Origin of the sequence: Friedmanniella luteola (genome assembly GCF_900105065.1) — a bacterium.
GTDB lineage: Bacteria > Actinomycetota > Actinomycetes > Propionibacteriales > Propionibacteriaceae > Microlunatus > Microlunatus luteolus.
In genome coordinates this window covers 2,503,480-2,524,314 of sequence record NZ_LT629749.1, presented here as the reverse complement: position 1 = coordinate 2,524,314, position 20,835 = coordinate 2,503,480, and the positions used below count along the sequence as shown (strand labels likewise).

22 protein-coding genes and 1 pseudogene are annotated in these 20,835 nt (G+C 75.3%); 9 read left to right on the top strand and 14 right to left on the bottom strand.

Going from position 1 to position 20,835, the window contains the following annotated elements:
- Positions 1-71: 71 nt before the first annotated feature.
- From BLT72_RS11885 to BLT72_RS11875, 3 genes are read right to left on the bottom strand one after another with little or no spacing between them, the layout of a single operon-like run.
- On the bottom strand, positions 72-884 hold the full coding sequence (locus BLT72_RS11885) for an alpha/beta fold hydrolase (protein ID WP_091413088.1): 813 nt from the start codon (positions 882-884) through the stop codon (positions 72-74).
- A complete protein-coding gene (locus BLT72_RS11880; protein WP_091413087.1) occupies positions 881-1,153 on the bottom strand; it encodes a hypothetical protein in 273 nt (90 codons plus the stop codon). The genes BLT72_RS11885 and BLT72_RS11880 overlap by 4 nt, the downstream gene beginning before the upstream one ends.
- Positions 1,153-2,394, bottom strand: a complete 1,242-nt coding sequence (locus BLT72_RS11875; RefSeq protein ID WP_231930003.1) for a 3-hydroxyacyl-CoA dehydrogenase family protein — start codon at positions 2,392-2,394, stop codon at positions 1,153-1,155. The genes BLT72_RS11880 and BLT72_RS11875 overlap by 1 nt, the downstream gene beginning before the upstream one ends.
- Before the next feature lie 62 nt (positions 2,395-2,456).
- Here BLT72_RS11875 and nucS point away from each other — a divergent pair, with 62 nt between their 5' ends.
- Entirely contained in the window at positions 2,457-3,164 is a 708-nt protein-coding gene (nucS, locus tag BLT72_RS11870) for an endonuclease NucS (protein ID WP_091413085.1), read from the top strand.
- Here the strand turns inward: nucS and BLT72_RS11865 are convergent.
- From BLT72_RS11865 to mce, 3 genes are all read right to left on the bottom strand, one after another.
- A complete protein-coding gene (locus BLT72_RS11865; RefSeq protein WP_157720460.1) occupies positions 3,116-4,393 on the bottom strand; it encodes a coiled-coil domain-containing protein in 1,278 nt (425 codons plus the stop codon). The genes nucS and BLT72_RS11865 overlap by 49 nt on opposite strands.
- 122 nt (positions 4,394-4,515) lie before the next feature.
- Positions 4,516-5,937 (bottom strand): coiled-coil domain-containing protein, encoded by a 1,422-nt coding sequence (locus tag BLT72_RS11860; protein WP_091413083.1) that lies wholly within the window; start codon positions 5,935-5,937, stop codon positions 4,516-4,518.
- Between the two features lie 84 nt (positions 5,938-6,021).
- Positions 6,022-6,513: a methylmalonyl-CoA epimerase gene (gene mce, locus BLT72_RS11855; RefSeq protein ID WP_091413082.1), complete on the bottom strand. Its 492-nt coding sequence runs from the start codon at positions 6,511-6,513 to the stop codon at positions 6,022-6,024.
- 67 nt (positions 6,514-6,580) lie between these two features.
- Here mce and BLT72_RS11850 point away from each other — a divergent pair, with 67 nt between their 5' ends.
- The 6 genes and pseudogenes from BLT72_RS11850 to BLT72_RS23425 all read left to right on the top strand — a co-directional run.
- Positions 6,581-7,798 carry an acetyl-CoA C-acetyltransferase gene (locus BLT72_RS11850; protein ID WP_091413081.1) on the top strand — a complete coding sequence of 406 codons (1,218 nt, stop codon included), beginning with the start codon at positions 6,581-6,583 and terminating at the stop codon, positions 7,796-7,798.
- Positions 7,795-8,769 carry a methylmalonyl Co-A mutase-associated GTPase MeaB gene (gene meaB / locus BLT72_RS11845; RefSeq protein ID WP_172826231.1) on the top strand — a complete coding sequence of 325 codons (975 nt, stop codon included), beginning with the start codon at positions 7,795-7,797 and terminating at the stop codon, positions 8,767-8,769. Before BLT72_RS11850 ends, meaB begins: the two co-directional genes overlap by 4 nt.
- A 160-nt stretch (positions 8,770-8,929) precedes the next feature.
- Positions 8,930-9,094, top strand: a complete 165-nt coding sequence (locus tag BLT72_RS22510; RefSeq protein WP_172826062.1) for a hypothetical protein — start codon at positions 8,930-8,932, stop codon at positions 9,092-9,094.
- Between the two features lie 6 nt (positions 9,095-9,100).
- A complete protein-coding gene (locus tag BLT72_RS11840; protein WP_091413080.1) occupies positions 9,101-9,640 on the top strand; it encodes a PH domain-containing protein in 540 nt (179 codons plus the stop codon).
- Entirely contained in the window at positions 9,637-10,164 is a 528-nt protein-coding gene (locus BLT72_RS11835) for a MarR family winged helix-turn-helix transcriptional regulator (RefSeq protein WP_231930001.1), read from the top strand. Before BLT72_RS11840 ends, BLT72_RS11835 begins: the two co-directional genes overlap by 4 nt.
- Positions 10,165-11,171 (top strand): annotated as a pseudogene (locus BLT72_RS23425) (DUF6716 putative glycosyltransferase); the annotation flags it as partial. It lies immediately after the preceding gene.
- 202 nt (positions 11,172-11,373) lie between these two features.
- Here BLT72_RS23425 and BLT72_RS11820 read toward each other — a convergent pair.
- Both BLT72_RS11820 and BLT72_RS11815 read right to left on the bottom strand, forming a co-directional pair.
- Positions 11,374-12,561, bottom strand: a complete 1,188-nt coding sequence (locus BLT72_RS11820) for an acylneuraminate cytidylyltransferase (RefSeq protein ID WP_091413077.1) — start codon at positions 12,559-12,561, stop codon at positions 11,374-11,376.
- 64 nt (positions 12,562-12,625) lie between these two features.
- Positions 12,626-13,084 carry an Lrp/AsnC family transcriptional regulator gene (locus tag BLT72_RS11815; protein ID WP_231929999.1) on the bottom strand — a complete coding sequence of 153 codons (459 nt, stop codon included), beginning with the start codon at positions 13,082-13,084 and terminating at the stop codon, positions 12,626-12,628.
- A gap of 73 nt (positions 13,085-13,157) precedes the next feature.
- Here BLT72_RS11815 and BLT72_RS11810 point away from each other — a divergent pair, with 73 nt between their 5' ends.
- Positions 13,158-13,679, top strand: a complete 522-nt coding sequence (locus BLT72_RS11810; protein WP_091413076.1) for a DUF2000 domain-containing protein — start codon at positions 13,158-13,160, stop codon at positions 13,677-13,679.
- Positions 13,680-13,722: 43 nt separating this feature from the next.
- Here the strand turns inward: BLT72_RS11810 and BLT72_RS11805 are convergent, their stop codons facing one another.
- The 6 genes from BLT72_RS11805 to pgm all read right to left on the bottom strand — a co-directional run bounded on the left by BLT72_RS11805 (position 13,723) and on the right by pgm (position 19,673).
- Positions 13,723-14,556: an aldo/keto reductase gene (locus tag BLT72_RS11805; RefSeq protein WP_091413075.1), complete on the bottom strand. Its 834-nt coding sequence runs from the start codon at positions 14,554-14,556 to the stop codon at positions 13,723-13,725.
- 355 nt (positions 14,557-14,911) lie between these two features.
- Positions 14,912-15,217, bottom strand: coding sequence for a DUF3349 domain-containing protein (locus BLT72_RS11800; protein WP_197677006.1), 306 nt, complete (start codon positions 15,215-15,217; stop codon positions 14,912-14,914).
- Between the two features lies 1 nt (position 15,218).
- On the bottom strand, positions 15,219-15,485 hold the full coding sequence (locus BLT72_RS11795; RefSeq protein WP_091413074.1) for a hypothetical protein: 267 nt from the start codon (positions 15,483-15,485) through the stop codon (positions 15,219-15,221).
- A 10-nt stretch (positions 15,486-15,495) separates the two neighbouring features.
- Complete coding sequence (locus BLT72_RS11790; protein ID WP_091413073.1) at positions 15,496-16,692, bottom strand: inorganic phosphate transporter; 1,197 nt, start codon at positions 16,690-16,692, stop codon at positions 15,496-15,498.
- Positions 16,693-16,798: 106 nt separating this feature from the next.
- A complete protein-coding gene (locus tag BLT72_RS11785) occupies positions 16,799-17,908 on the bottom strand; it encodes a spore photoproduct lyase family protein (protein ID WP_091413072.1) in 1,110 nt (369 codons plus the stop codon).
- Positions 17,909-18,032: 124 nt separating this feature from the next.
- Positions 18,033-19,673 carry a phosphoglucomutase (alpha-D-glucose-1,6-bisphosphate-dependent) gene (pgm, locus tag BLT72_RS11780; protein WP_091413071.1) on the bottom strand — a complete coding sequence of 547 codons (1,641 nt, stop codon included), beginning with the start codon at positions 19,671-19,673 and terminating at the stop codon, positions 18,033-18,035.
- 116 nt (positions 19,674-19,789) lie between these two features.
- On the opposite strand from pgm, the gene BLT72_RS11775 reads away from it, so the two are divergent.
- Positions 19,790-20,716 (top strand): tetratricopeptide repeat protein, encoded by a 927-nt coding sequence (locus tag BLT72_RS11775; RefSeq protein ID WP_091413070.1) that lies wholly within the window; start codon positions 19,790-19,792, stop codon positions 20,714-20,716.
- Positions 20,717-20,835 lie beyond the last annotated feature (119 nt).

The window sequence follows — 20,835 nt, the reverse complement described above, 5'->3', positions numbered from 1 at the left end:
GGCGAGGCTGTCGACACGGTGGTCGCCCTGCCGGAGGCCCGGGCACCTCCAGGGTTCCCGCGTGAGCCCGGTCACAGATGCAGGAACCTCCGCAGCACCGCTTCGAACACGGCTGGCTGGTCGGCGTGCACCCAGTGCCCGGCCCCCTTGACGGTGACGCTCTGCACGCGGGGGAACAGCGCCCGCATGGCCGGCCCGTGCTCGGGCCGGATGTAGGACGACGCGCTGCCGCCGACCCACAGCACGGGGCCGGGGTACGGCGCGGCCCGCCACGGATCACCCCGGAGGTCGGGCCAGTCGGCGATCGCCGCCAGCTCGTCGCCCAGCAGCCGCAGGTTCATCTGCCAGCGCCAGCGGTCACCGTCGCGGCGGAGGTTCTGCAGCAGGAAGCTGCGGACGACGGGGTCCGGGACGTACGGCTCCAGCGTGGCCTCGGCGCTCGCCCGGTCCGGCAGGTGCTCGAGGTCGACGGCGCGCAGCCCCTCGACGTAGGTGCCGAAGCTGCTCATCGGCCCGGTCGGGACCGGGGCGACGTCGACGACGACCAGCCGGTCGACCAGGTCGGGGCGCAGCAGGGCCAGCGCCATGGCGACCTTGCCGCCCATCGAGTGCCCGACGACGGCGTACGGCTCGCCGCCGCCCGCGGTGGCGAGGGCGTCACCGATCGCCTCCGCCATCGCCGGGTAGGACAGCTGGTCCGACCAGGCCGAGCGGCCGTGGTCGGGCAGGTCCAGCAGCGTCACCCGGGCGCTCGCGCTGAGCGAGCGGCCGAGCGTCGTCCAGTTCTTGCCCTGCCCGAACAGCCCGTGCAGGAACAGCACCCGAGGACCGGCGTCGCCCAGCGCGGTGGTGTGCAGCGGGCCGTCGGCGGGGGAGCCGCTCACCGACGGCGCTGCCAGCAGCTGGTGTGCCAGTGCCGCCGCTCGTCGACCCCGCTGCTCGCGTGCCAGGCCGGCTCGGCCGGCCAGACGACGACGTGGGCGAGCCCCACCGGGATCTCCTGGGAGCAGCCGGGGCAGCGGTAGGTCTTGCCGGCGGAAGCGCCCGGGATGCTCCGCACCAGCCAGCGGCCGTCGGTCTTGGCGGCGGCGCTGGCGTGGCCGGCCCCGAGCGGCCGGGCGGTCCGCAGGTGCTTGCTGGGACGCTTCGCCATCAGCGGAGCCCGGCCCGGCCGGCGTGCTCGTCCGCCGTGCGGAGCGCGTGCAGGGCCAGGTCGGGGTCGTCGGCGGCGGCCAGCTGCTCGAGCAGCGGGGCGGGCCGGTGCCCGGGCTCCGCGGTCTCGGCGAAGACCTGCTGCTGGCGGGCCAGGACGGTCGCCGGCCCCAGGGCGGCCAGCTGGTCGAACGGCTTCGGCATCCGGCAGCCGAGCGCCATCCCGGTGTCGGCGTCGGCCGCGCTGGTGTAGCGGACCCCGACCATGGTCAGGACGTCGTTGAGGTAGGGGACCAGCAGGGCCTCCGGCAGCTCGCCGGCACGCGAGCCCGGCGGCGGGGGCACCAGGCCCGGGTCGTCGGTCACCGAGCCGTCCGCGGCGTAGGTGTAGAAGCCGCGACCGCTCTTGCGGCCCAGCAGGCCGCCCTCGACCAGGGAGGTCAGCAGGGGCGTCGGCAGGTGCCGCCGCTCGCCGGTCTGACCGTGCAGCCGGTGCAGCACGGCGTGCGTGACGTCGTGGCCGACGAGGTCCAGCAGGGCCAGCGGACCCATCGGCAGGCCCGCCGCCACCATGGCCGCGTCGATCTCCTCGCGGGTCGCGTAGCCGTGCTCGTACCAGGACGCGGCGTGGTTGAGGTAGGGGACCAGCAGGGCGTTGACGACGAACCCGGCCCGGTCGCGGCAGGCGATGGTCGTCTTGCCCAGCTCCTCGAGGACCGCCCGGGCCCGGGCCACCGCGGCCGGGTCGCTCAGCACGGTCGAGACCACCTCGACCAGCGGCTGCACCGGCGCCGGGTTGAAGAAGTGCACGCCGACCACCCGGCCCGGCCGTGAGGTGCCGGCGGCCAGCGCGGTGACCGAGAGCGAGGAGGTGTTGGTGGCCAGCAGGGCGTCGGGGGAGAGGACGGCGTCCAGCTTCGAGAACACCGCCCGCTTGAGCTCCGGGACCTCGGGCACGGCCTCGACGACGACGTCGCACCCGGCCAGGGCGGCGACGTCGGTCGCCCAGCTCACCCGGGCCGTCAGCGCCTCGGCGCCCGCGGCGTCCAGCTTGCCGCGCTCCACGGCGCGGGCGGTCGAGGCGGCGAGCCGCTGCCGGGCCCGGTCCAGGGCGTCCGGCTGCTCCTCGAGGCCGACGACCGACCAGCCGCCGCGGGCGAAGACCTCGGCGATGCCCGAGCCCATCGCCCCCAGCCCGACGACCCCGGCGAGCCCTGCTCCTGCGCGTCGGTCCGTGGCCACAGCGCGAGTCTGCCACGGGCGCAGCGGTCGGCCGGGAGGGCGGGCGCCGGTAGGTTGTCCCGGTGCGTCTCGTGATCGCTCGTTGCCAGGTCGACTACGCCGGTCGGCTGACGGCCCACCTGCCGATGGCCACCCGGCTCATCCTGGTCAAGGCGGACGGCTCGGTCTCGGTGCACGCCGACGACCGGGCCTACAAGCCGCTGAACTGGATGAGCCCGCCCTGCACGCTGGTCGAGCTGCCGGCGCCGCCGCCGGCCGAGGACGCCGTCCCCGGGCTGGAGCCGTTGAGCGGGCTCTGGGAGGTGCGGGGCCGCGACGGGGACACGCTCCAGATCTCCATCGCCGAGGTGCTGCACGACTCCTCGCACGAGCTCGGCGTCGACCCCGGGCTGCAGAAGGACGGCGTCGAGGCGCACCTGCAGGCGCTGCTGGCCGAGCACCCGGAGACGTTCGGGTCCGGCTGGTCCCTGGTCCGGCGCGAGCACATGACGGCCATCGGCCCGGTCGACCTGCTCTGCCGGGACGCGTCCGGGGCCTACGTCGCCGTGGAGGTCAAGCGGCGCGGGGAGATCGACGGGGTGGAGCAGCTGACCCGCTACCTCGAGCTGATGCGCCGCGACCCGCTGCTCGGCGCCGTCAAGGGCGTCTTCGCCGCCCAGCAGATCAAGCCGCAGGCCCGGGTGCTGGCCGGCGACCGCGGGATCACCTGCGTGACCGTCGACTACGACGTGCTGCGCGGCATGGACAACGCGGACGACCGGCTGTTCTGACCGTCGCCGGCCGGCCGGTCGCCGGCCGGCCGGTCGCCGGCCGGCCGGTCGCCGGCCGGCCGGTCGTCGGCGGGCTCGTCGGACGGCTGGTCGTCGGTCGCCCGGTCCCCGGCCGGCTGGTCCGCGGGGCCCTGCGGCTCGGTCACGTGCTCCGCGCCGTCGCCCTCGGCGGCCGGGCCGGCGGCCGCCGCGTCCTCCGACAGCGTCAGCTCGGGGACGTCGGGCAGGCTCTCGGCGGTCTCGACGGCGAGGGCGGACAGCGAGGTGAGCTGGCTGAGCATCGCCTGCTTGCGGCGGGTCAGCAGGTCCTGCTCCTGCCGGAGCTGGCGCCGCCGCCAGGCGAACTCCTGCCGGGAGCGCTCCTCGACCGTCGCGGCCTGCTGCCGGGCGCCGGCGAGCAGCTGGTCGGCCTCGGCCAGCGCGGCCTGGCGGATCCGCTCGACCTCGGCCAGGGCCGCGGCGCGCAACCGGCCCGCCTCCTGCGACTCCGCGGCCAGGTGCTCGGCGGAGCGGCGGTGCAGCGCGGTCGACTCCGCCAGCGTCTGCTCGATCCGGGCCCGGAGGTCCTCGGACTCCGCCGTCAGCTCGGCGAGCACCCGCTCGCGCTCGGCCGCCGCCTCCTGGCGGACGGCGAGGGCGTGCCGCTCGGCGTCGGAGCGCAGGATGCCGGCCCGCAGCTCGGCGGCCTCGACGGCCGCCCGCGCGTGGCCCTCGGCCGCGTCCCGGATGGCGCCGGCCTCGAAGCGGGCGGCCTGCAGCAGCTGCTCGGCCTCGGCCTGCGCGGACCCCAGCAGGGTGCTGGCCTCCTGCTCGGCCTGCCGGCGCAGGGCGTCGACGCGGCCCAGCTCGGTACCCCGGACCGCGTCGAGCTCGGCGACGGCGTGGTCGCGGAGCGTCTGCACCTCGTGCTGGGTCTGCTCGGTGAGCCGGTCGGCGTCGGCCGCGGCCCGGCTGGTCAGGTCGAGGGCCTGCTCCTCGGCGATCCGCAGGATCTCCTGCGCCCGCCCACCCAGCCCGCTGTAGTCGGGCGCCGCCGGCGCCGCGGGGGCTGCGTCCCGCTCGGCCTGCAGCTGCGCGTAGTGGGCGGCCAGGGTCTCGTAGGCGTGCCGCAGCCCGGTGATCTCGGCGTGGGCGTCCCGCGCGAACCCGTCGACCGCCGCCCGGTCGTAGCCCCGGCGGACCACCGGGAAGCCGTAGGTGCTGCCGTTCTCCTGCTGCCCGCTGCTCACGTCCACTGCTCCTGGTGCTCACCCCCGGCCGGCTGCCGCCGACCGCGCAGGTCAGCCTAGTCGGCCGGGTCCCGGTCGCCCGGGGTGCCCAGCCGCGGGCGGCGGCCGCCGCGGCCCTCCGGTCAGTGCTGGCCGGGAGCCCCCGGGCGGCGCTGCAGGTGCTCCGTGCCGGCCGGCAGGTCGGCGGCGGAGATCATGATTGTGGCGTCGCCGTCCACGGGCGGCAGCTCCATCCCGCGCGGGGCGGTGTCGTCCCGGTCGTCGCGGTCGTGCCGGACCGTGTCCTGCTCGGCGGTGTCCTCGTCGACCGGGTCGGCCGGGTCGGTCCGGGTCGGCTCCTCGACGTCGGCGCTCAGCCGCTCCGCCTCGGCCGTGTCGTCCTCGTCCTGCTGCGGCTCGTCCCGGACCACGACCGACCGGACGGTGGTGCCGTCCTCGTCCGGCGAGCCCGGCCCGTCGCCGCCGCCGGCCCGCTGCATCTCGGCCAGGTCGTCGTCGAGCTCGTCGAGGTCGGGGAAGGTCTGCGCCGTCTGCTCGGCGAGGGCCGAGAGGCTGGCCAGCTGGCTGAGCACGGCCTGCTTGCGCTGGCCGAGCAGCTCGGTCTCGCGCCGGAGCTGCTGCTTGCGCCAGGAGAACTCCTGCTGGGTGCGGTCGCGCAGGGCGGTGGCCTCCTGCTGGGCGGCCGTCACCCGGGCGTCGGCCTCCTGGGCGGCCGCGACCCGGGTGGCCTCGGCCTCGGCCAGCGCCTCCGCCCGGATCCGGGCGGCGTCGGCGATGTCGGTCTCGAGGCGGGCGGCCGCCTCGGCGTGGTGCGCCGTCGCCTCGGCCAGCAGCGCCGCCGTGCGGCCCTCGGCCTCCTCGTGCACCGCCCGCAGCTCGACGACGGCCTGCTCGCGCTCGACGGCGATCGCCTGGCGGGCGTCAGCGGCCTCCCGCTCGACGGTCCGCCGCAGGTTCTCGGTGTCCAGGTAGGCCTCCTGGCGGACCCTCTGCGCCTCGTGCTCGGCCTCCCGGCGCAGCGACTCCGCCTGCCGGTGCGCGGCCGCGACGACTGCCTCCGCGTCCGCCCGGGCGTGCTCCACCTGCGCCTGGACGTCCTCGTGCAACCGGGCCCGCAGCTGGTCGATCTGGGCGACCCCGCCGCTCTTGAGCTCGTCGCCCTGGCGGGCCGCGTCACGCCGGATCCCGTCCGCCTCGCGGCGGGCGAGCTCCTTGGTGCGCTCGGCGTCCGCGGCGGCCTGCTCCGTCAGGTCCCGGGCCTGCTCCTGGGCCAGCCGCAGGATGTCGCTGGCCCGCCCGCCCAGCTCGGAGTAGTCGATCTCCGGCGGGTTGGCCTCGCGGTCGGCCTGCTCCCGCTGCACCCGCTCCAGCTCGGCACGGAACTCCAGCGCCTGGCGCCGGATGGCGACCACGCCGGCCTCCAGGCTGCGGACGTACTCGTCCACGGCGGAGCGCTCGTACCCGCGGAGGGCGGTCGGGAAGCCGCCGGCGGCGCTGGCCGCGTCGTCGAACAGCCCCAGGCCGGTGTTGTCAGCTGAGCTCACGGAGAGTCCTCTCTGTCCCCGCCGCGCGACCTGCGGCGCCGGGGTGTGACGATCGGCGCGGCGGCAGGGAGCCGACCGCAGCCTTCAGCGCGGCTCCGGCGGCGCGGCGGGCTCCACCAGCTCGACCAGCACACCACCGGCGTCGTGCGGGTGGACGAAGTTGATCCGCGACCCTCGGGTCCCGGTCCTCGCTGCATCATAGAGCAGCCGCAAGCCCCGGGAGCGGAGCACGCGAGCCGCCTCGTCGACGTCCGCGACCCGGTAGGCGAGCTGCTGCAGGCCCGGCCCGGACCGCTCCAGGAAGCGGGCGATCGGCGACTCGGGGGAGATGGGGGCGAGCAGCTGGAGCTGCGTGCCGGCCCCGTCGGCGGTGGGTCCCAGCATCGCCTCGGCCACGTCGGCGTCGGCGTTCTCCTCCCGGTGCAGCAGCACCAGCCCCAGGACCTCGGTGTGGAAGGCGATCGCCGCGTCGAGGTCGGGCACCGCCACCCCGACGTGGTCGACCGCCAGCAGGCCGGGCAGCGCGGCCGGGCCGTCGGGTCCGGGTCCGGCGCCGTCGTCGCTCCGCTGGGGCATGCCGCCAGGGTGCCAGACTGGCCCCGCGGGGGACCAGACGGTGCCCGGGCACGAGCAGGAGGTCGGGATGGGTGCGGTCGTCGTCGCCGGGGCGCGGACCCCCGTCGGCAAGCTGCTGGGCTCCCTGGCGGGGCTGAGCGCGGTCGAGCTGGGAGGCCTGGCGATCGCCGGCGCCCTCGAGCGGGCCGGGCTCGACCCCGGGCAGGTCGACTACGTCGTGATGGGCCAGGTGCTGCAGGCCGGCACCGGGCAGATCCCCGCGCGGCAGGCCGCCGTCCGCGCCGGCATCCCGATGACCGTGCCGGCGCTGACGGTCAACAAGGTCTGCCTCTCCGGGCTCAACGCGATCGCCCTCGCCGACCAGCTGATCCGGGCCGGCGAGTGCGAGGTGGTGGTGGCCGGGGGCATGGAGTCCATGAGCCGGGCCCCGCACCTGCTCACCGGGTCGCGGACCGGGCACCGCTACGGCCCGGTGACGATGCTCGACCACCTGGCCCACGACGGCCTCGAGGACGCCTTCACCGACCAGCCGATGGGCGCGTTGACCGACGCGCACGACACCGGGGACGTCGCCGTCAGCCGGGCCGACGCCGACGCCTTCGCCGCCCGCTCGCACCAGCGCGCCCTGGCGGCCACCCGGTCCGGGCGGATGCGGGAGGAGATCGTCGAGGTCCGGGTGCCGCAGCGGCGGGGCCCCGACCTCGTCGTCGACGTGGACGAGGGCATCCGGGAGGGCGTCACCGCCGCGTCCCTGGGGCGGCTCGCGCCGGCCTTCTCGACCGACGGCTCGGTCACCGCGGGCTCGGCCAGCCCCATCTCCGACGGGGCGGCCGCCGTCGTCGTGGCCAGCCGGGAGGCCGCCGAGCGGCTCGGGCTGCCCGTGCTGGCCGAGATCGGCGCGCACGGGATGGTCGCCGGCCCGGACTCCTCCCTGCAGCTGCAGCCCGCGCACGCGATCGCCAAGGCCTGCGCCAAGGAGGGTCTCGCCGTGGCCGACCTGGACCTGGTGGAGATCAACGAGGCCTTCGCCGCGGTCGGCGTGGCCAGCGCCCGGGCGCTGGGGCTGAGCCCGGCCGAGGTCGAGGCCAAGGTCAACGTCAACGGCGGGTCGGTGGCGCTGGGCCACCCCATCGGCGCCTCGGGGGCCCGGCTGGTGCTGACCCTGGCCCTGGAGCTGGCCCGTCGTGGCGGCGGCACGGGCGTCGCCGCCCTGTGCGGTGGCGGCGGGCAGGGCGACGCCCTGCTGCTCCGGGTGCCGGCCGCGGCCGGGAGCGCCGGCCGCTGACCGGCAGCGCAGGGCTCGACGGGCTGCTGGCCGGGGTCCGGGCCGGCCGGCCGCGGGCCGTCGGGCGGCTGATCAGCCTGGTGGAGGACGGCTCCGACGCCCTGCCGGCCATCATGGCGGCGCTGGCCCCGGACACCGGCCGGGCCTTCGTCCTCGGGGTGACCGGGCCCCCGGGGGCCGGCAAGTCGACGACGGTGACCGCCCTGGTGCGGGCGCTGCGGGAGCGCGGCGAGCGGGTGGGGGTGCTGGCCGTCGACCCCACCTCGCCCTTCACCGGCGGTGCCCTGCTGGGCGACCGGGTGCGGATGCAGGAGCACGCCCTCGACGACGAGGTGCTGATCCGCTCGATGGCCACCCGCGGCCACCTCGGCGGGCTCGCCGTCGCGGCGCCGCAGGCCCTGCGGGTCTTCGACGCCGCCGGCTGCGCCACCGTCGTCGTCGAGACGGTCGGGGTCGGGCAGTCCGAGGTGGACGTGGCGGCCGCCGCCGACGCCACCGTCGTGCTGCTGGCCCCCGGGATGGGCGACGGCGTGCAGGCGGCGAAGGCCGGCATCCTCGAGATCGGCGACGTCTTCGTGGTCAACAAGGCCGACCGGGACGGCGCCCAGCCGCTGGTCCGCGAGCTGCGCTCGATGGTGGCCCTCAGCGAGCGGCCGCCGGAGGCGTGGAAGCCGCCGGTGCTGACGACGGTGGCCAGCGAGGGGACCGGGGTGCCGGAGCTGCTCGACGCGCTGGACCGGTTCCGGGCCCACCAGGCGGCCAGCGGCGACCAGGCCCGACGCCGGCTCGGCCGCGCGCGCCGCGAGGTCGAGGGCCTGGCCCTGGCCGCACTGCGCGACCGCCTGCGGCGTCAGGGCTCGGCCGCGCTGGACGCGCTGGCCGGCGCCGTGAGCGACGGCTCGACCGACCCCTACGCCGCCGCCGCGGAGCTGCTGCGGCGGCTCCCGCCGGGGCCGACGACCACAGCGTGAAGCGATCTGCCGCGTACTCGCGGCGGTCCACGACACGCTGGGGCCGCCGGCGCGCATCTCGGGGCCCGACGCGCCCGGGCACCTCCGGGCCGGGGCGGGCGGGGTGGGGTAGACAAGGCTCCGACAAGTTGTGTGCAGACCCGGAGGGGGGACGTCCGACGTGAAGTGGACCAAGAAGATCGTGTTCGTGCTCGTCGTGGGGTTCGGCCTCTTCTACCTGATCCAGCAGCCCGAGGGGGCGGCCGACGCCGTCAAGACCGTCTTCGGTGCGCTCGTCGGCGCGTTCCAGGCGCTCGTCACGTTCTTCACCTCGCTCGCCGCGTAGGTCGGCGTGCCGGGCCTCGTCGAGTGGCTCGACCCCCACGTCGAGCGCTACCTGCTGCTCAGCGAGCAGGAGTACGTCGTGCTGGAGGTCTACAAGCACTGGATGGCCAGCATCGGCGCCTGGACCCGGTTGGTCGTCGCCGTGCCGGTCCTCATCAGCTCCTGGGCCTTCGAGCCGCCGCTGTTCTGGGTGCTCTTCGTGCTGGCGCTCGCGGTGAGCGCGCAGGCGCTCTACAGCATCGTCGACGAGTACCGGGACCGCTTCGTGATCACCAACCAGCGGGTCTTCCGCGTGCACGGCACGTTCTCGGTGCAGCGGGCCAGCGTGCCGCTGGGCCGCATCCTCGACATCACCGTGAAGAAGCCGCTGGTCGGCCGGATCTTCAACTACGGTCACTTCGTGTTCGAGTCCGCCGCGCAGGTCCAGGGGTTGAGCGAGGTCCGGTTCGTCCGCGACATCGACGCCCGGGACCGCATCCTGCAGGAGACGATGCAGCGGGCCGGCCTGCGGGCCACGGCCCCGCAGCTCGGGGACGACGGCACGTGAGCGGACGCCGCCGCGCCCTGCCGTTCGACCCCATCCAGGAGGCGTCGCGGCTCTGGGCCGAGCAGTGGAGCGCGGACCAGACGCCCCGGATGCGCGCCGTCACGTCCCTGATGCGGGTGCACCAGCTGGTGCTCACCGAGCTCGACGAGCTGCTGCGCCCGCTGGGGCTGACCTTCGCCCGCTACGAGGTGCTGGTGCTGCTCTCGTTCTCCCGCCGGGGGACCTTGTCGCTGGGCAAGATCGGTGAGCGGCTGCAGGTGCACGCCACGTCGGTGACGCCGCTGGTCAACCGGCTGGAGGCCGCCGGCCTGCTGGTCCGCAGCCCGCACCCCGAGGACGGCCGGGCGGTGCTCGCCGCGATCACACCGGAGGGCCGGGCCGTCCTGCAGCAGGCGACGGACGCCATCGTCGGGGCCCGGTTCGCCCTGGGCGCGCTGTCCGACGAGCAGTGCGACGAGCTGACGTCGTTGCTGACCGGGCCGCGGAGCGCCGCCGGGGACTTCGAGCTGCCCGAGGACGCCTGAGTGGCCGCAGCTGCCGGGGCAGCGAGGTCGACCGGTCCCGTGCGGGTGCTGGCGGTGGCCGACACCGACTCCTACCTCAAGTGGAGCGCGGCGACGCTGGCCACGCTGCCGGCCGGCTGGCTGACCCGGCAGGTGCTGCTGCGCAACGCCGTCATGCCCTCCCCGGCCCAGGTGGCGGCGGCCGGGCGGGTCGCAGGGGAGCCGGCCATCCCGGTCGACACGCTGACCCTGCCCGCCCTCGTCGCCCTGCTGGTCCGCGAGCGCCCCGACGTCGTGCTCTTGGCCTGCACCGGTCCGGTGGTGGCCCGGCTGACGGCGCTGCCGGTCGTCCGCGGCCCCCGCCGCCCGGTGCTGCTGACGGGGCTGCCCGGGATCAGCGTCCCGGCCTCCCCGCGGGCGGTGTCGTTCCGGCGCAGCTGCGACCTGTTCGTCGTCCACAGCCACCGCGAGCGCGTCGAGTTCCTGCGGGTGGCCGCCGAGCTGGCCCCGGCGCTGGCCTTCGGGCTGGCCCGGCTGCCCTTCCTGCCGGTCCGCCCGCCGGGCGCCGCGGTCGACCCCCCCGCCGCGGGCGCCCCGCTGGTCTTCGCCTCCCAGGCGCGGGTGCCGCAGGGCCGGGGGACAGGGAGCACCTGCTGCGCGCGCTCGCGGCCGCGGCGCCGGTCGTGGTCAAGCTCCGGGCCGGCACCGGTGAGCAGCAGACCCACCACGAGGAGCACCCCTACGACGCGCTGTGGGCCGACCTCGTCGCGCGCGGGGAGGTGCCGGCGGGCGCCGTCACCTTCGCCACCGGCGGCATGGCGGAGGCCGTGCTGGCCTCCCGCGGCCTGGTCACGGTGTCCTCGACGGCGGCCCTGGAGGCCATCGCGCTGGGCCGGCCGCTGCTGGCCGCCGACGACTTCGGCGTCTCGGAGGAGCTGATCAACCTCGTGTTCGAGGGGTCGGGCTGCCTCGGCCCGCTGGCGGCGCTGGCGGGCGGGGGCGGCCTGCGGACGCCCGGGGCCGACTGGCTGCTGGACAACTACTTCCACCCGGAGGAGGACGCGGACTGGCTGGTGCGGCTCGGCGCCCTCGTGCAGACCCGCCGCGCCGGGCGGCTGCCGGCCGTCCCCGCCGGCCCGCCCACCCGCCCGGTCCAGGCGCTCCGCCAGTACCTGCGGATGGCGCTCTCCGTGGACGACCTGGCCCGCAGCGAACGGGTGCTGGCCGCCCTCAGGTGGGCAGCGCGCGGGCCGCGAGCACGCGGTCGCAGAGCTCGCGGACGGCTCCGTGGCCGCCCGGCCGGCGCAGCACCAGCCGGGCCACCGCCCGCACCTCCGGCCGCGCGTCCGACACCGCCACCGGCCAGCCCACCATCCCCAGCGGACCGAGGTCGTTGACGTCGTTGCCGAGGTAGGCGACGCGCGCCGGGTCGAGGCCGTGCTCGGCCAGCCAGCCGGTCAGGGCGGCGACCTTGTCGTCGACCCCCTGCAGCACCTCGACGCCGAGCTTGGCGCCGCGGGCGCTCACCACCCGGTTGCGCTCCTTGGAGACGATCAGCACGGGCACGCCCGCCGCGCGGAGGGCGGCGACCCCCATCCCGTCGGCCCGGCTGACCCGGACGGCCTCGTGGCCGGCCGCGTCGACCAGGGCGGCGTCGTCGGTGTGCACCCCGTCGAAGTCGGTGACCACGGCGTCGACCCGGACCGGCTCGTCGGCCGCCGCGTCGACGAGCGGGGCCAGCGCCTCGGCCATGGCCAGCTCGGCCGGGCTGTCGATCTCCAGCGCCGTCGCCTCGGGCACGGCGACGGCCGCGGTACGGCCGAAGAACCGGTGGCCGGCGGCCCGGAAGCCCGCGACGTCCATGACGTAGAAGCCGCCGGTCTCGCGCCAGTCGGGTTCGCGGTCCTGACGCCGGGGGCGGACGGCGGCGTCGTGGTTGACCCCCGCCACGGTGCGGACCGCGCCGTCGTCGGGCCGGGCCCGCCAGAGGAACTCATACGTCTCGACGGCGGAGAAGGCGGAGTCGGCGTGCCCGTCGGCCACCAGGGCGACCCCGGCGTCGAGGTCGGCCGGGTCCAGGAAGGGGCTGGTGCACTGCACGAAGAGCAGCGTGGTCGGCTCGAACCCCAGCGCGTCGAGGGCGTGCAGCAGGGCCGACTCCGACGTCGCGGTGTGGCCGGCCAGCGCCGGCGGCCGGCGCACCACCCGGGCGCCGGCGTCGACGGCGGCGGCGGCGATGGCGTCGTCGTCCGTGGTCACCACGACCAGGTCGACGCGCGTGGCGGCCCGGCAGGCCCGGACGGCCCGCGCGACCAGCGGCAGGCCGCCGACCCGGCGCAGGTTCTTGCCCGGGACCCCCTGGGAGCCGCCCCGGGCCGGGATGACCGCCACCGTCCGCAGCCGTTCAGCACCACTCATGCGGCGGACGCTAGGGCCCTGACCTTGCCGTGACGTGAACAGCAGGTGTCCGCCGGGGCGCTCGTCAGGCCGGGCCGATCCGGTGGTTGCGCAGGTGCTCGTAGACCACGGACGTGCGGACGTCGGCCACCTCGGCCCGCCCGGTCAGGGTGTCGACGACGAAGGCGTAGAGCGCGGTGTTGTCCGGCACGGCGACGTGCAGCAGGAAGTCCTCGGTCCCCGAGGTCACGAAGACGCCGAGGATGTCCGGCAGCCCCGCCGCCCAGGAGCGGAAGCCCTCGATCACCCGGCGGGACGGCGGTCGGATCCGCACCGCCACCAGCGCCTGCACCGGGCGGCCCAGGGCCGCCAGGTCGACGTCGAGGATCGCCCCGCGCAGCACCCCGCGCTCCCGGAGGGCGCGGGTCCGGTCCAGCGCGGTGGTGGGGGAGACGCCCACCGCCGCCGCCACGTCGCGGTTGGTCCGCCGTGCGTCGACCTGCAGCTCGCGCACGATCGCCGCATCAAGTGCGTCCAGGGCCACCTCGGGCACTCCTCTCCCGGATCATGTACGGATCGCTTGCTCAGCATCCGCTCTACTGCCTAGCGTTGCCGCCATGAACCGTACGAGGGTGCAGGACGAGGCGCAACCGCCGGACGGCGAGCAGGACCCGGGCGCTCGCGTCGGGTTCGGCCCCGACGAGGTCGACACCGCCAGCCCGACGCGGGCGGCCCGGCTCGAGTGGGTGGTCGTGGTGGACGAGGAGCTGCCCGCGGGACGGGCGGTCAACGCCGCCGTCTGCGCAGCGGCAGCCACCGGGGTGGGGGTCGAGGGGCTGCTCGGCCCCGACGCCGTCGACGCCGACGGCTCGCGGCACCGGGGGCTGCCGTGGGCGGGCTGCACCGTGCTCGGGGCGAGCGGGGAGCGGCTGCTCGCGCTGCGCGCCCGCGCGGTGGCGGCGGACGGTGTCTTCGTCGCCGACATGCCGCACGCGGCCCAGTCGACCCGGGTCTACGACGAGTACCGGGCGGTGGTGGCCGCCAGCACCGGCGGGGAGCTCGACCTCGCGGCGGTCAGCCTGGTCGGGCCGCGCAACCGCGTCGACCGGCTGGTGAAGGGGCTGGCCCTGCTGGCCTGAGGGACGCGTGCGGCGGCGTCACCCCAGGCCGGCAGGCCCGGCGTCAGCGGCGGTCGAAGGTCCGCGGGTCCGGGCCGAGGCGGGTGCCCTCGTCGACCTGGGCGATGGCGGCGAGGTCCTCGTCGTCCAGCGTGAAGTCGAAGACCTCGATGTTCTCCACGATCCGGCTGGGCGTCACCGACTTGGGGATCACGACGAGCCCCAGCTGCAGGTGCCAGCGCAGCACCACCTGGGCCGGGGTCTTCCCCGTCTTCGTGGCCACCGCCTGGATGTGCGGGTTCTCCAGCAGTCCCTTGCCCTGGCCGATCGGCCCCCACGACTCGGTGAGGATGCCGTGCTCGGCGTGGTAGGCGCGCAGCTCGTGCTGGGGGAACTGCGGGTGCAGCTCGATCTGGTTGACGGCCGGCACCACGCCGGTCTCGGCCGCCAGCTTCTCGAAGTGCTCCACCTCGAAGTTGGAGACGCCGATGCTGGTGATCCGGCCCTCCTCCTGCAGCCGGACGAAGGCCTTCCACGTGTCGGTGTAGAGGTCGAACATCGGCAGCGGCCAGTGGATGAGGAACAGGTCCAGGACGTCGAGCCGCAGCTTCTCCATGCTGGCGTCGAACGCCTTGAGGGTGGCGTCGTACCCCTGCTCGGAGTTGGTGAGCTTGGTCGTGATGAAGACGTCCTCGCGGGCCACGTCGGAGGCGGCGAGCGCGGCGCCCACGCCCTCCTCGTTCTGGTAGCCCTGCGCGGTGTCGATCAGCCGGTAGCCGGCCTCGAGGGCGGTGGTGACCGCGGTCTCCGTCTCGTCCTGGGGGATCTGGAAGACGCCGAAGCCCAGCTGGGGGATCGTGCGGCCGTCGTTCATGGTCAGGGTGGGGACGTCGGGCATCGGGCAGCAGCTCCTGGGTCGGGACTTCGTCACGTTCGGTACGAAAGACCCTAGCGAGCGCGGCGACGGCCGCGTGACCGGCCCCGAACCGCCCGGCCCCGCCTGGCAGGACCGGGTGCCCGGGCCCCGGCTCCGCCGCCACCTCGTCGTGCTCGGGGCCGACACCACCGCCGTCCGGCTGGTGAGGAGGGGTGGGCGCCCCCCCGTTCCGGCCGGGCCCGCCCCGGAGGGGCCCGGACGTAGCGAACCCGGACCAATGCCTGCTCGGGGGTTCAGGTAGTGGTCCGGGTTCGACCTCCACATCGTTGGCGGAGGCCCGGGTGTTACAGGTCCGGGGGATCTTTCTCTGGGCGCCTCAGGAGGCGGTGCGCTGGTCGCCCAGGGGCCAGCCGCCCCGGGCCAGACGGACCCGGACCCGGTCGATGTCCTCCTCGCTGGGGAGCTCGGCCGTCACCTTGGTGATCATGGTGCCGATGTCGATGTCGTCGATCCCCGGGTCGCCCACCCGGGCCAGCTCGTCGGCGATGGCCTGCACCTCGTCGTGGGTCAGCCGCCGGGCCAGCAGGGCGACCAGCGGGATGTAGTCCGTCGCAGGGATGCCGTCGGGGTAGCCGGCGCGCAGCCAGCCGACCACCGAGGAGAGGAACCCGGTCAGCGGCACGTCAGCCCCCGAACAGCTGCTTGCCGAAGATGATGACGACGATGCCGAAGACCACGGCGAGCGCGGTGACGCCGAAGCACAGGCCGGCGAGGGCCTTGCCGCCCGCGCTGGCCCGGCTGCCGAAGTCACCGCCGTCGGCCGTCAGCACGCGGTCGTTCTCCAGGGCCCGGACGCCCAGGGCGAACAGGGCGGGCAGGCCGGCGCCCAGCAGCAGGCCGACCGCGACGACCTGCCACAGGGCCTCGAAGGACTTGGTCAGGATCTCCACGTCGGGCTCCTCAGGCGTTCACGGTCGGGCGGGACGGGGCGGTGGCGGGCGCCAGCCCACCCTCCCAGTCCGCGTTGACGTTGGAGTGGTCGATGGCGTTCTTGCGCGAGTGGCGGAACATCGCCGCGGCGGCGACCACGAGGACGGCGAAGACCAGCGCGACGCCGGGCCAGCCGCCGACCACGTGGGCCAGCGCCCAGCACAGGGCGCCGACGGCGCCCGCGGCGGGCAGGGTGATCAGCCAGGCGATCACCATCCGCCCGGCCACCGCCCAGCGGACCTCGGCCCCCTTGCGGCCCAGGCCGGTGCCCAGGATGGAGCCGGTCGCCACGTGCGTGGTGGACAGCGCCATGCCGAGGTGGCTGGAGGACAGGATGATCGCCGCGGAGGCGGTCTCGGCGGCCATGCCCTGCGGGGAGCTGATCTCGACCAGCCCCTTGCCCAGGGTGCGGATGACCCGCCAGCCGCCGATGTAGGTGCCGGCCGCGATGGCGGTGGCGCAGGCGGCCTTGACCCAGAAGGGGATGGCGTCGAGCTGGGTCCAGCTGCCGTAGGCGATCAGCGCGAGGGTGATGACGCCCATCGTCTTCTGCGCGTCGTTGGTGCCGTGGGCCAGCGAGACCAGGGAGGCCGAGCCGATCTGGCCCCAGCGGAAGGCGCGGTCGCGGCGCTCCTCGGGGACGCGCTCGACGGTCCGGAAGATCAGCCGGGTGCCGACGGCGGCGACGAGGCCCGCCACGACGGGGGCGGCCACGGCCGGGATGATGATCGAGGAGATCACGCCGTCCCACTTGACGCCCGAGAAGCCGAGCGCGGCGATGGCCGCGCCGATCAGGCCGCCGAACAGCGCGTGCGAGGACGAGGACGGCAGCCCCAGCAGCCAGGTGGCGAGGTTCCAGAGGATGCCGCCGACGAGGCCCGCGAAGACGATGGTGAGGATCGGGGTCCCCATCAGCGACGCGACCGGCGCCCCGTCCGGGCCCTGGATGTTGACGACCTTGTTGCTCACCGTGAGCGCGACCTCGATGGAGAGGAAGGCCCCGACGAGGTTGAGCACCGCCGAGAGGGCGACCGCGACCTTGGGCTTGAGGGCACCGGTGGCGATGGAGGTGGCCATCGCGTTGGCGGTGTCGTGGAAGCCGTTGGTGAAGTCGAAGACCAGCGCCGTCACGATGACGATCGCGAGGATGAACAGGGGTTCGGTCACAGGAGGATCGTCGTCCTTCTCGAGGCGTCGCGTCGAACCGGGAAGGCCCTGCGACGCAGAGGTTCACGCAGTGTTCACCCGGCGCGACGCTGCGCCGGGGAGGGGGTCAGGTCCAGTACAGGAGCGGGGCGTCCGGCAGCCTGGCCGCGAGCTCGGCGGAGAACCACGAACGCATCTCGCTCATGGTCGCGCGCGGGTAGACGTACTTGACGCCGCCGAACTTGGAGCGCTTCTGGGTGCGGGCGTCCTCGTCCATCTCCAGCTTGGTGTGCGGGTACCAGCCGAGCAGGACGTCCTTGCTGGCCGGGGTGAAGCGGTGGGTGATGATCTCGGTGGTCAGGTCCAGGCCCGGCACCCCGTCGAGCGCGGCGGTGACCTGGTCGAGCAGGTCGCCGTAGCCCTCGCGCCAGCCCGGGTAGGCCATCACCGGGGCGATCGTCAACCCCACCCGGTAGCCGGCGAGGGCGAGCGCGCGCAGAGCCGCCAGGCGACCGGCCAGCGGCGCGGTGCCGCCGTCGAAGCGGCGGGCGAGGTCGGGGGCGTTGACCGAGAAGCGGACGCGGGTGCGGCGCTGGTGGTCGAGCGCCAGCAGGTCGGCCACGTCGTCGAACTTGGTGGTGAAGCGCAACGAGACGCCGTCGCCGTAGACCCCGGCGCCGACCCGGCGGACGGCCTCGGCCAGGGAGCCGGTGACGTGCTCGATGCCCAGCGGGTCGGTGTAGCAGGACAGCTCGAAGGTGGTGCCCTCGTGCCCGCGCTCCGCCGTGCCGCTGGTGACGGTGCCCTGGCCGGCGTGGGTCCGGATGCCGTCCAGGACCGCGTCGAGGTTGGCGTAGACCCGGGTGACGGGCGGGCCGCTGAGCGAGCCGGCCAGGTAGCAGTACTGGCAGTGGGCCGGGCAGCCCTTGGCCAGGTCGATCCGCCAGTCGGCGCTGGGCGGGATGGGCTGCGGCTTGAGCGCGCTCGGCGGGGCGACGACGACGGCCAGCGTCGTCTTGGCCCGCGCGTAGGTCTCGCGCTCGGTCTCACCGCGCAGGCCGGTCAGCCGGTCGTTGGCCAGCAGGGTGATGTCCTCGACACCGGCGGCCTCGCAGCGGCGCAGGATCTCGGCGGTGTGCGGCTGCTCGGCGGCCGCCCGGGTCACCAGGACGCGCTTCGGCATCCAGAGGCGGGTGGGGGTGGGAGCGGTGGGGAGGTCGATCAGCGCGGCGGTCATCGAGCAGTACAACGATCCCCCGCGGGTGATCTTCCCTCCCCGGGCCCGTGTGCCCCACCTCACCCCGAGGTGTCGGGCGTCAGCTGACCCCTGGGTCACCGGGTTCTGGCAACTCGGGGTGGGCTCAGCCGCCGAGCGTCGCCGAGACCACGGCGCGCGCCTCCTCCTGCACCTGGGCGAGGTGCTCGGGACCCTGGAAGGACTCGGCGTAGATCTTGTAGACGTCCTCGGTGCCGGACGGCCGGGCCGCGAACCAGGCCGACGCCGTGGTGACCTTGAGGCCGCCGATGGCCGCGCCGTTGCCGGGCGCCGTCGTCAGCTTGGCGGTGATGGGCTCGCCGGCCAGCTCGGTGGCCGCGACGGCGGAGGGGTCGAGCTTGGCCAGCTTCGCCTTCTGCTCGCGGGTGGCCGGAGCGTCGACCCGGGCGTAGGCGGGCGACCCGTGCCGCTCCGTCAGCGCGGCGTAGTGCTGGCTGGGCGACCGGCCGGTGACGGCCTGGATCTCGCTGGCCAGCAGGGCCAGCAGGATGCCGTCCTTGTCCGTGGTCCAGGTGCTGCCGTCGCGGGCCAGGAAGGACGCCCCCGCCGACTCCTCGCCGCCGAAGGCGATCTCGCCGGTGCGCAGCCCGGGCACGAACCACTTGAACCCGACGGGGACCTCCAGCAGCGTCCGGCCGAGCTCGGCGGCCACCCGGTCGATCATCGAGGAGGAGACGAGCGTCTTGCCGATCGCCGCATCGGGGCGCCAGCCGGGGCGGTGGCCGTAGAGGTACTGGATGGCCACGGCCAGGTAGTGGTTCGGGTTCATCAGACCGGCGTCGGGGGTGACGATCCCGTGCCGGTCGGAGTCCGCGTCGTTGCCGGTGGCGATCTGGTACCGGTCTTTCGCCCCGATCAGGCTGGCCATCGCGTTCGGCGACGAGCAGTCCATCCGGATCTTGCCGTCGGTGTCCAGGGTCATGAAGCCGAACTGCGGGTCGACCTCCTGGTTCACCACCGTGAGCTCCAGGCCGAGGCGGTCGGCGATGTAGTCCCAGTACTGGACGCTGGCGCCGCCCATCGGGTCGGCGCCGATCCGGACCCCCGCGTCGCGGACGGCGTCCAGGTCGAGCGCGTTCCGCAGGTCCTCGCAGTAGGCGCCGAGGTAGTCGAAGCGGGTGAGCCGCCCGCTGACCTCGGCGAACGGGCGCCGCCTGATCGGACTCGGGTCGCCCAGCAGCGCGTTGGCGCGGGCCGCGATGACGCCGGTGGCGTCGGAGTCGGCCGGACCGCCGTGCGGGGGGTTGTACTTGAAGCCACCGTCGCGCGGCGGGTTGTGCGACGGGGTGACCACGATGCCGTCGGCCGCCCGGGCGTCGCCGTCCGGCAGCTCGGCGTTGTGCACGACGATGGCCCGGGAGACGGCCGGGGTGGGGGTGAAGTCGTCGTCGCCCTCGCAGCGGACGTCGACGTCGTTGGCCAGCAGCACCTCGATGGCGGTCGTCCAGGCCGGATCCGAGAGGGCGTGGGTGTCCTTGCCGAGGTACAGCGGCCCGGTGATGCCCTGGGCGGCCCGGTACTCGACGATGGCCTGCGTGGTGGCGGCGATGTGCGCGTCGTTGAACGCGGTGTCGAGGCTGGAGCCGCGGTGGCCCGAGGTGCCGAAGACCACCTGCTGGTCGGGGTTCGCGGGGTCCGGGGTGAGGTCGTGGTAGGCCGAGACCACCGCATCGACGTCGATGAGGTCTTCGGGGAGGGCCGGTTGACCGGCGCGCGGGTGAGCCATGAGCGCCATTGTGCCCATCCCCGGCCGCGAGCGGGAGGTGGCCTCGCCCCTCGGCCGGGCGGGGGAGGGGTGAGACCTCGACGGGCCGCCGCGGCCCGTGCGGCAGGATGGGCCGCATGAGTTCGTCCAGCTTCAGCCGCGCCGGTGCCATCGACCTCTCCCAGCTCGCCGCCCGCGCGCAGCAGCCGCCCGCCGGGGCGGCCGGGGCCCCCCGCGGCGGGGCCAGCTACGTGCTCGAGGTGACCGAGCAGACCTTCGAGGCCGAGACGATCCGGCGCTCCGTGCAGCACCCCGTGGTGGTCGAGCTGTACTCCCCGCGGGTCACGTCGGGCCAGCAGCTCTCCCAGGCGCTGGCCGAGATCGCCAACGCCTCCGACGGCAAGTTCCTGCTGGCCCGGCTGGACGTGGACACCGCGCCCGGCATCGTCCAGGCCCTGCAGCTGCAGGCCGTCCCGACCGTGATCGCGCTGATCGGCGGCCAGGTCGCGCCGCTGTTCCAGGGCGTGCTGCCCAAGGCGGAGGTGCAGGCCTACGTCGACCAGCTGCTGACCGCCGCCGTCGCCAACGGCATCGTCGGCCGGGCGGACCCGGTCGGGGGCGCGGCCGCCGCGGACGAGGAGGTCGAGGGCGGGCCGGACCCGCGCTTCGCCGCCGCGGACGCGGCCATCGAGCAGGGCGACTTCGACGCGGCGGTCGCCGAGTTCGACCGGCTGCTGCAGGCCGACCCCAACGACGTCGAGGCCAAGGCCGGACGCGCGCAGGCCGGGCTCTTCGCCCGCGCCGCCGCGCTGGACCCGCAGGCGGTGCTGGCCACGGCCGAGACCTCCACCGCGGTGGAGGACCAGCTGGCGGCGGCCGACGTCGAGATGCTGACCGGTCAGGCCGAGCTGGCCTTCGACCGGCTCATCGCGCTGGTCCGCCGGAGCGCCGGCGACGAGCGCAACAGCGCGCGGGTACGGCTGCTCGAGCTCTTCGAGACCCTCGGCAACGCCGACGAGCGCGTGCTCAAGGGCCGGCGCGACCTGATGGCCGCCCTGTTCTGAGCCCACCCCGGCTGTCCTGAGCCGACCCCGCCGGGGCGCGCCCGCCCCGCGGGGTGACCGAACTGCCCATGGCCCCCGGCGGCCGGGCCGGGAATGCTTCGCCCTGAGCGACAACTCAG

Bases quoted from the DNA above. Each gene is read 5' to 3' on its own strand.
- BLT72_RS11880 (WP_091413087.1), bottom strand. From the start codon at position 1,153: ATGGCGAAGCGTCCCAGCAAGCACCTGCGGACCGCCCGGCCGCTCGGG.
- mce (WP_091413082.1), bottom strand. From the start codon at position 6,513: ATGCCCCAGCGGAGCGACGACGGCGCCGGACCCGGACCCGACGGCCCG.
- BLT72_RS11850 (WP_091413081.1), top strand. From the start codon at position 6,581: ATGGGTGCGGTCGTCGTCGCCGGGGCGCGGACCCCCGTCGGCAAGCTG.
- BLT72_RS11820 (WP_091413077.1), bottom strand. From the start codon at position 12,561: ATGAGTGGTGCTGAACGGCTGCGGACGGTGGCGGTCATCCCGGCCCGG.
- BLT72_RS11810 (WP_091413076.1), top strand. From the start codon at position 13,158: ATGAACCGTACGAGGGTGCAGGACGAGGCGCAACCGCCGGACGGCGAG.
- BLT72_RS11805 (WP_091413075.1), bottom strand. From the start codon at position 14,556: ATGCCCGACGTCCCCACCCTGACCATGAACGACGGCCGCACGATCCCC.
- BLT72_RS11785 (WP_091413072.1), bottom strand. From the start codon at position 17,908: ATGACCGCCGCGCTGATCGACCTCCCCACCGCTCCCACCCCCACCCGC.
- pgm (WP_091413071.1), bottom strand. From the start codon at position 19,673: ATGGCTCACCCGCGCGCCGGTCAACCGGCCCTCCCCGAAGACCTCATC.
- BLT72_RS11775 (WP_091413070.1), top strand. From the start codon at position 19,790: ATGAGTTCGTCCAGCTTCAGCCGCGCCGGTGCCATCGACCTCTCCCAG.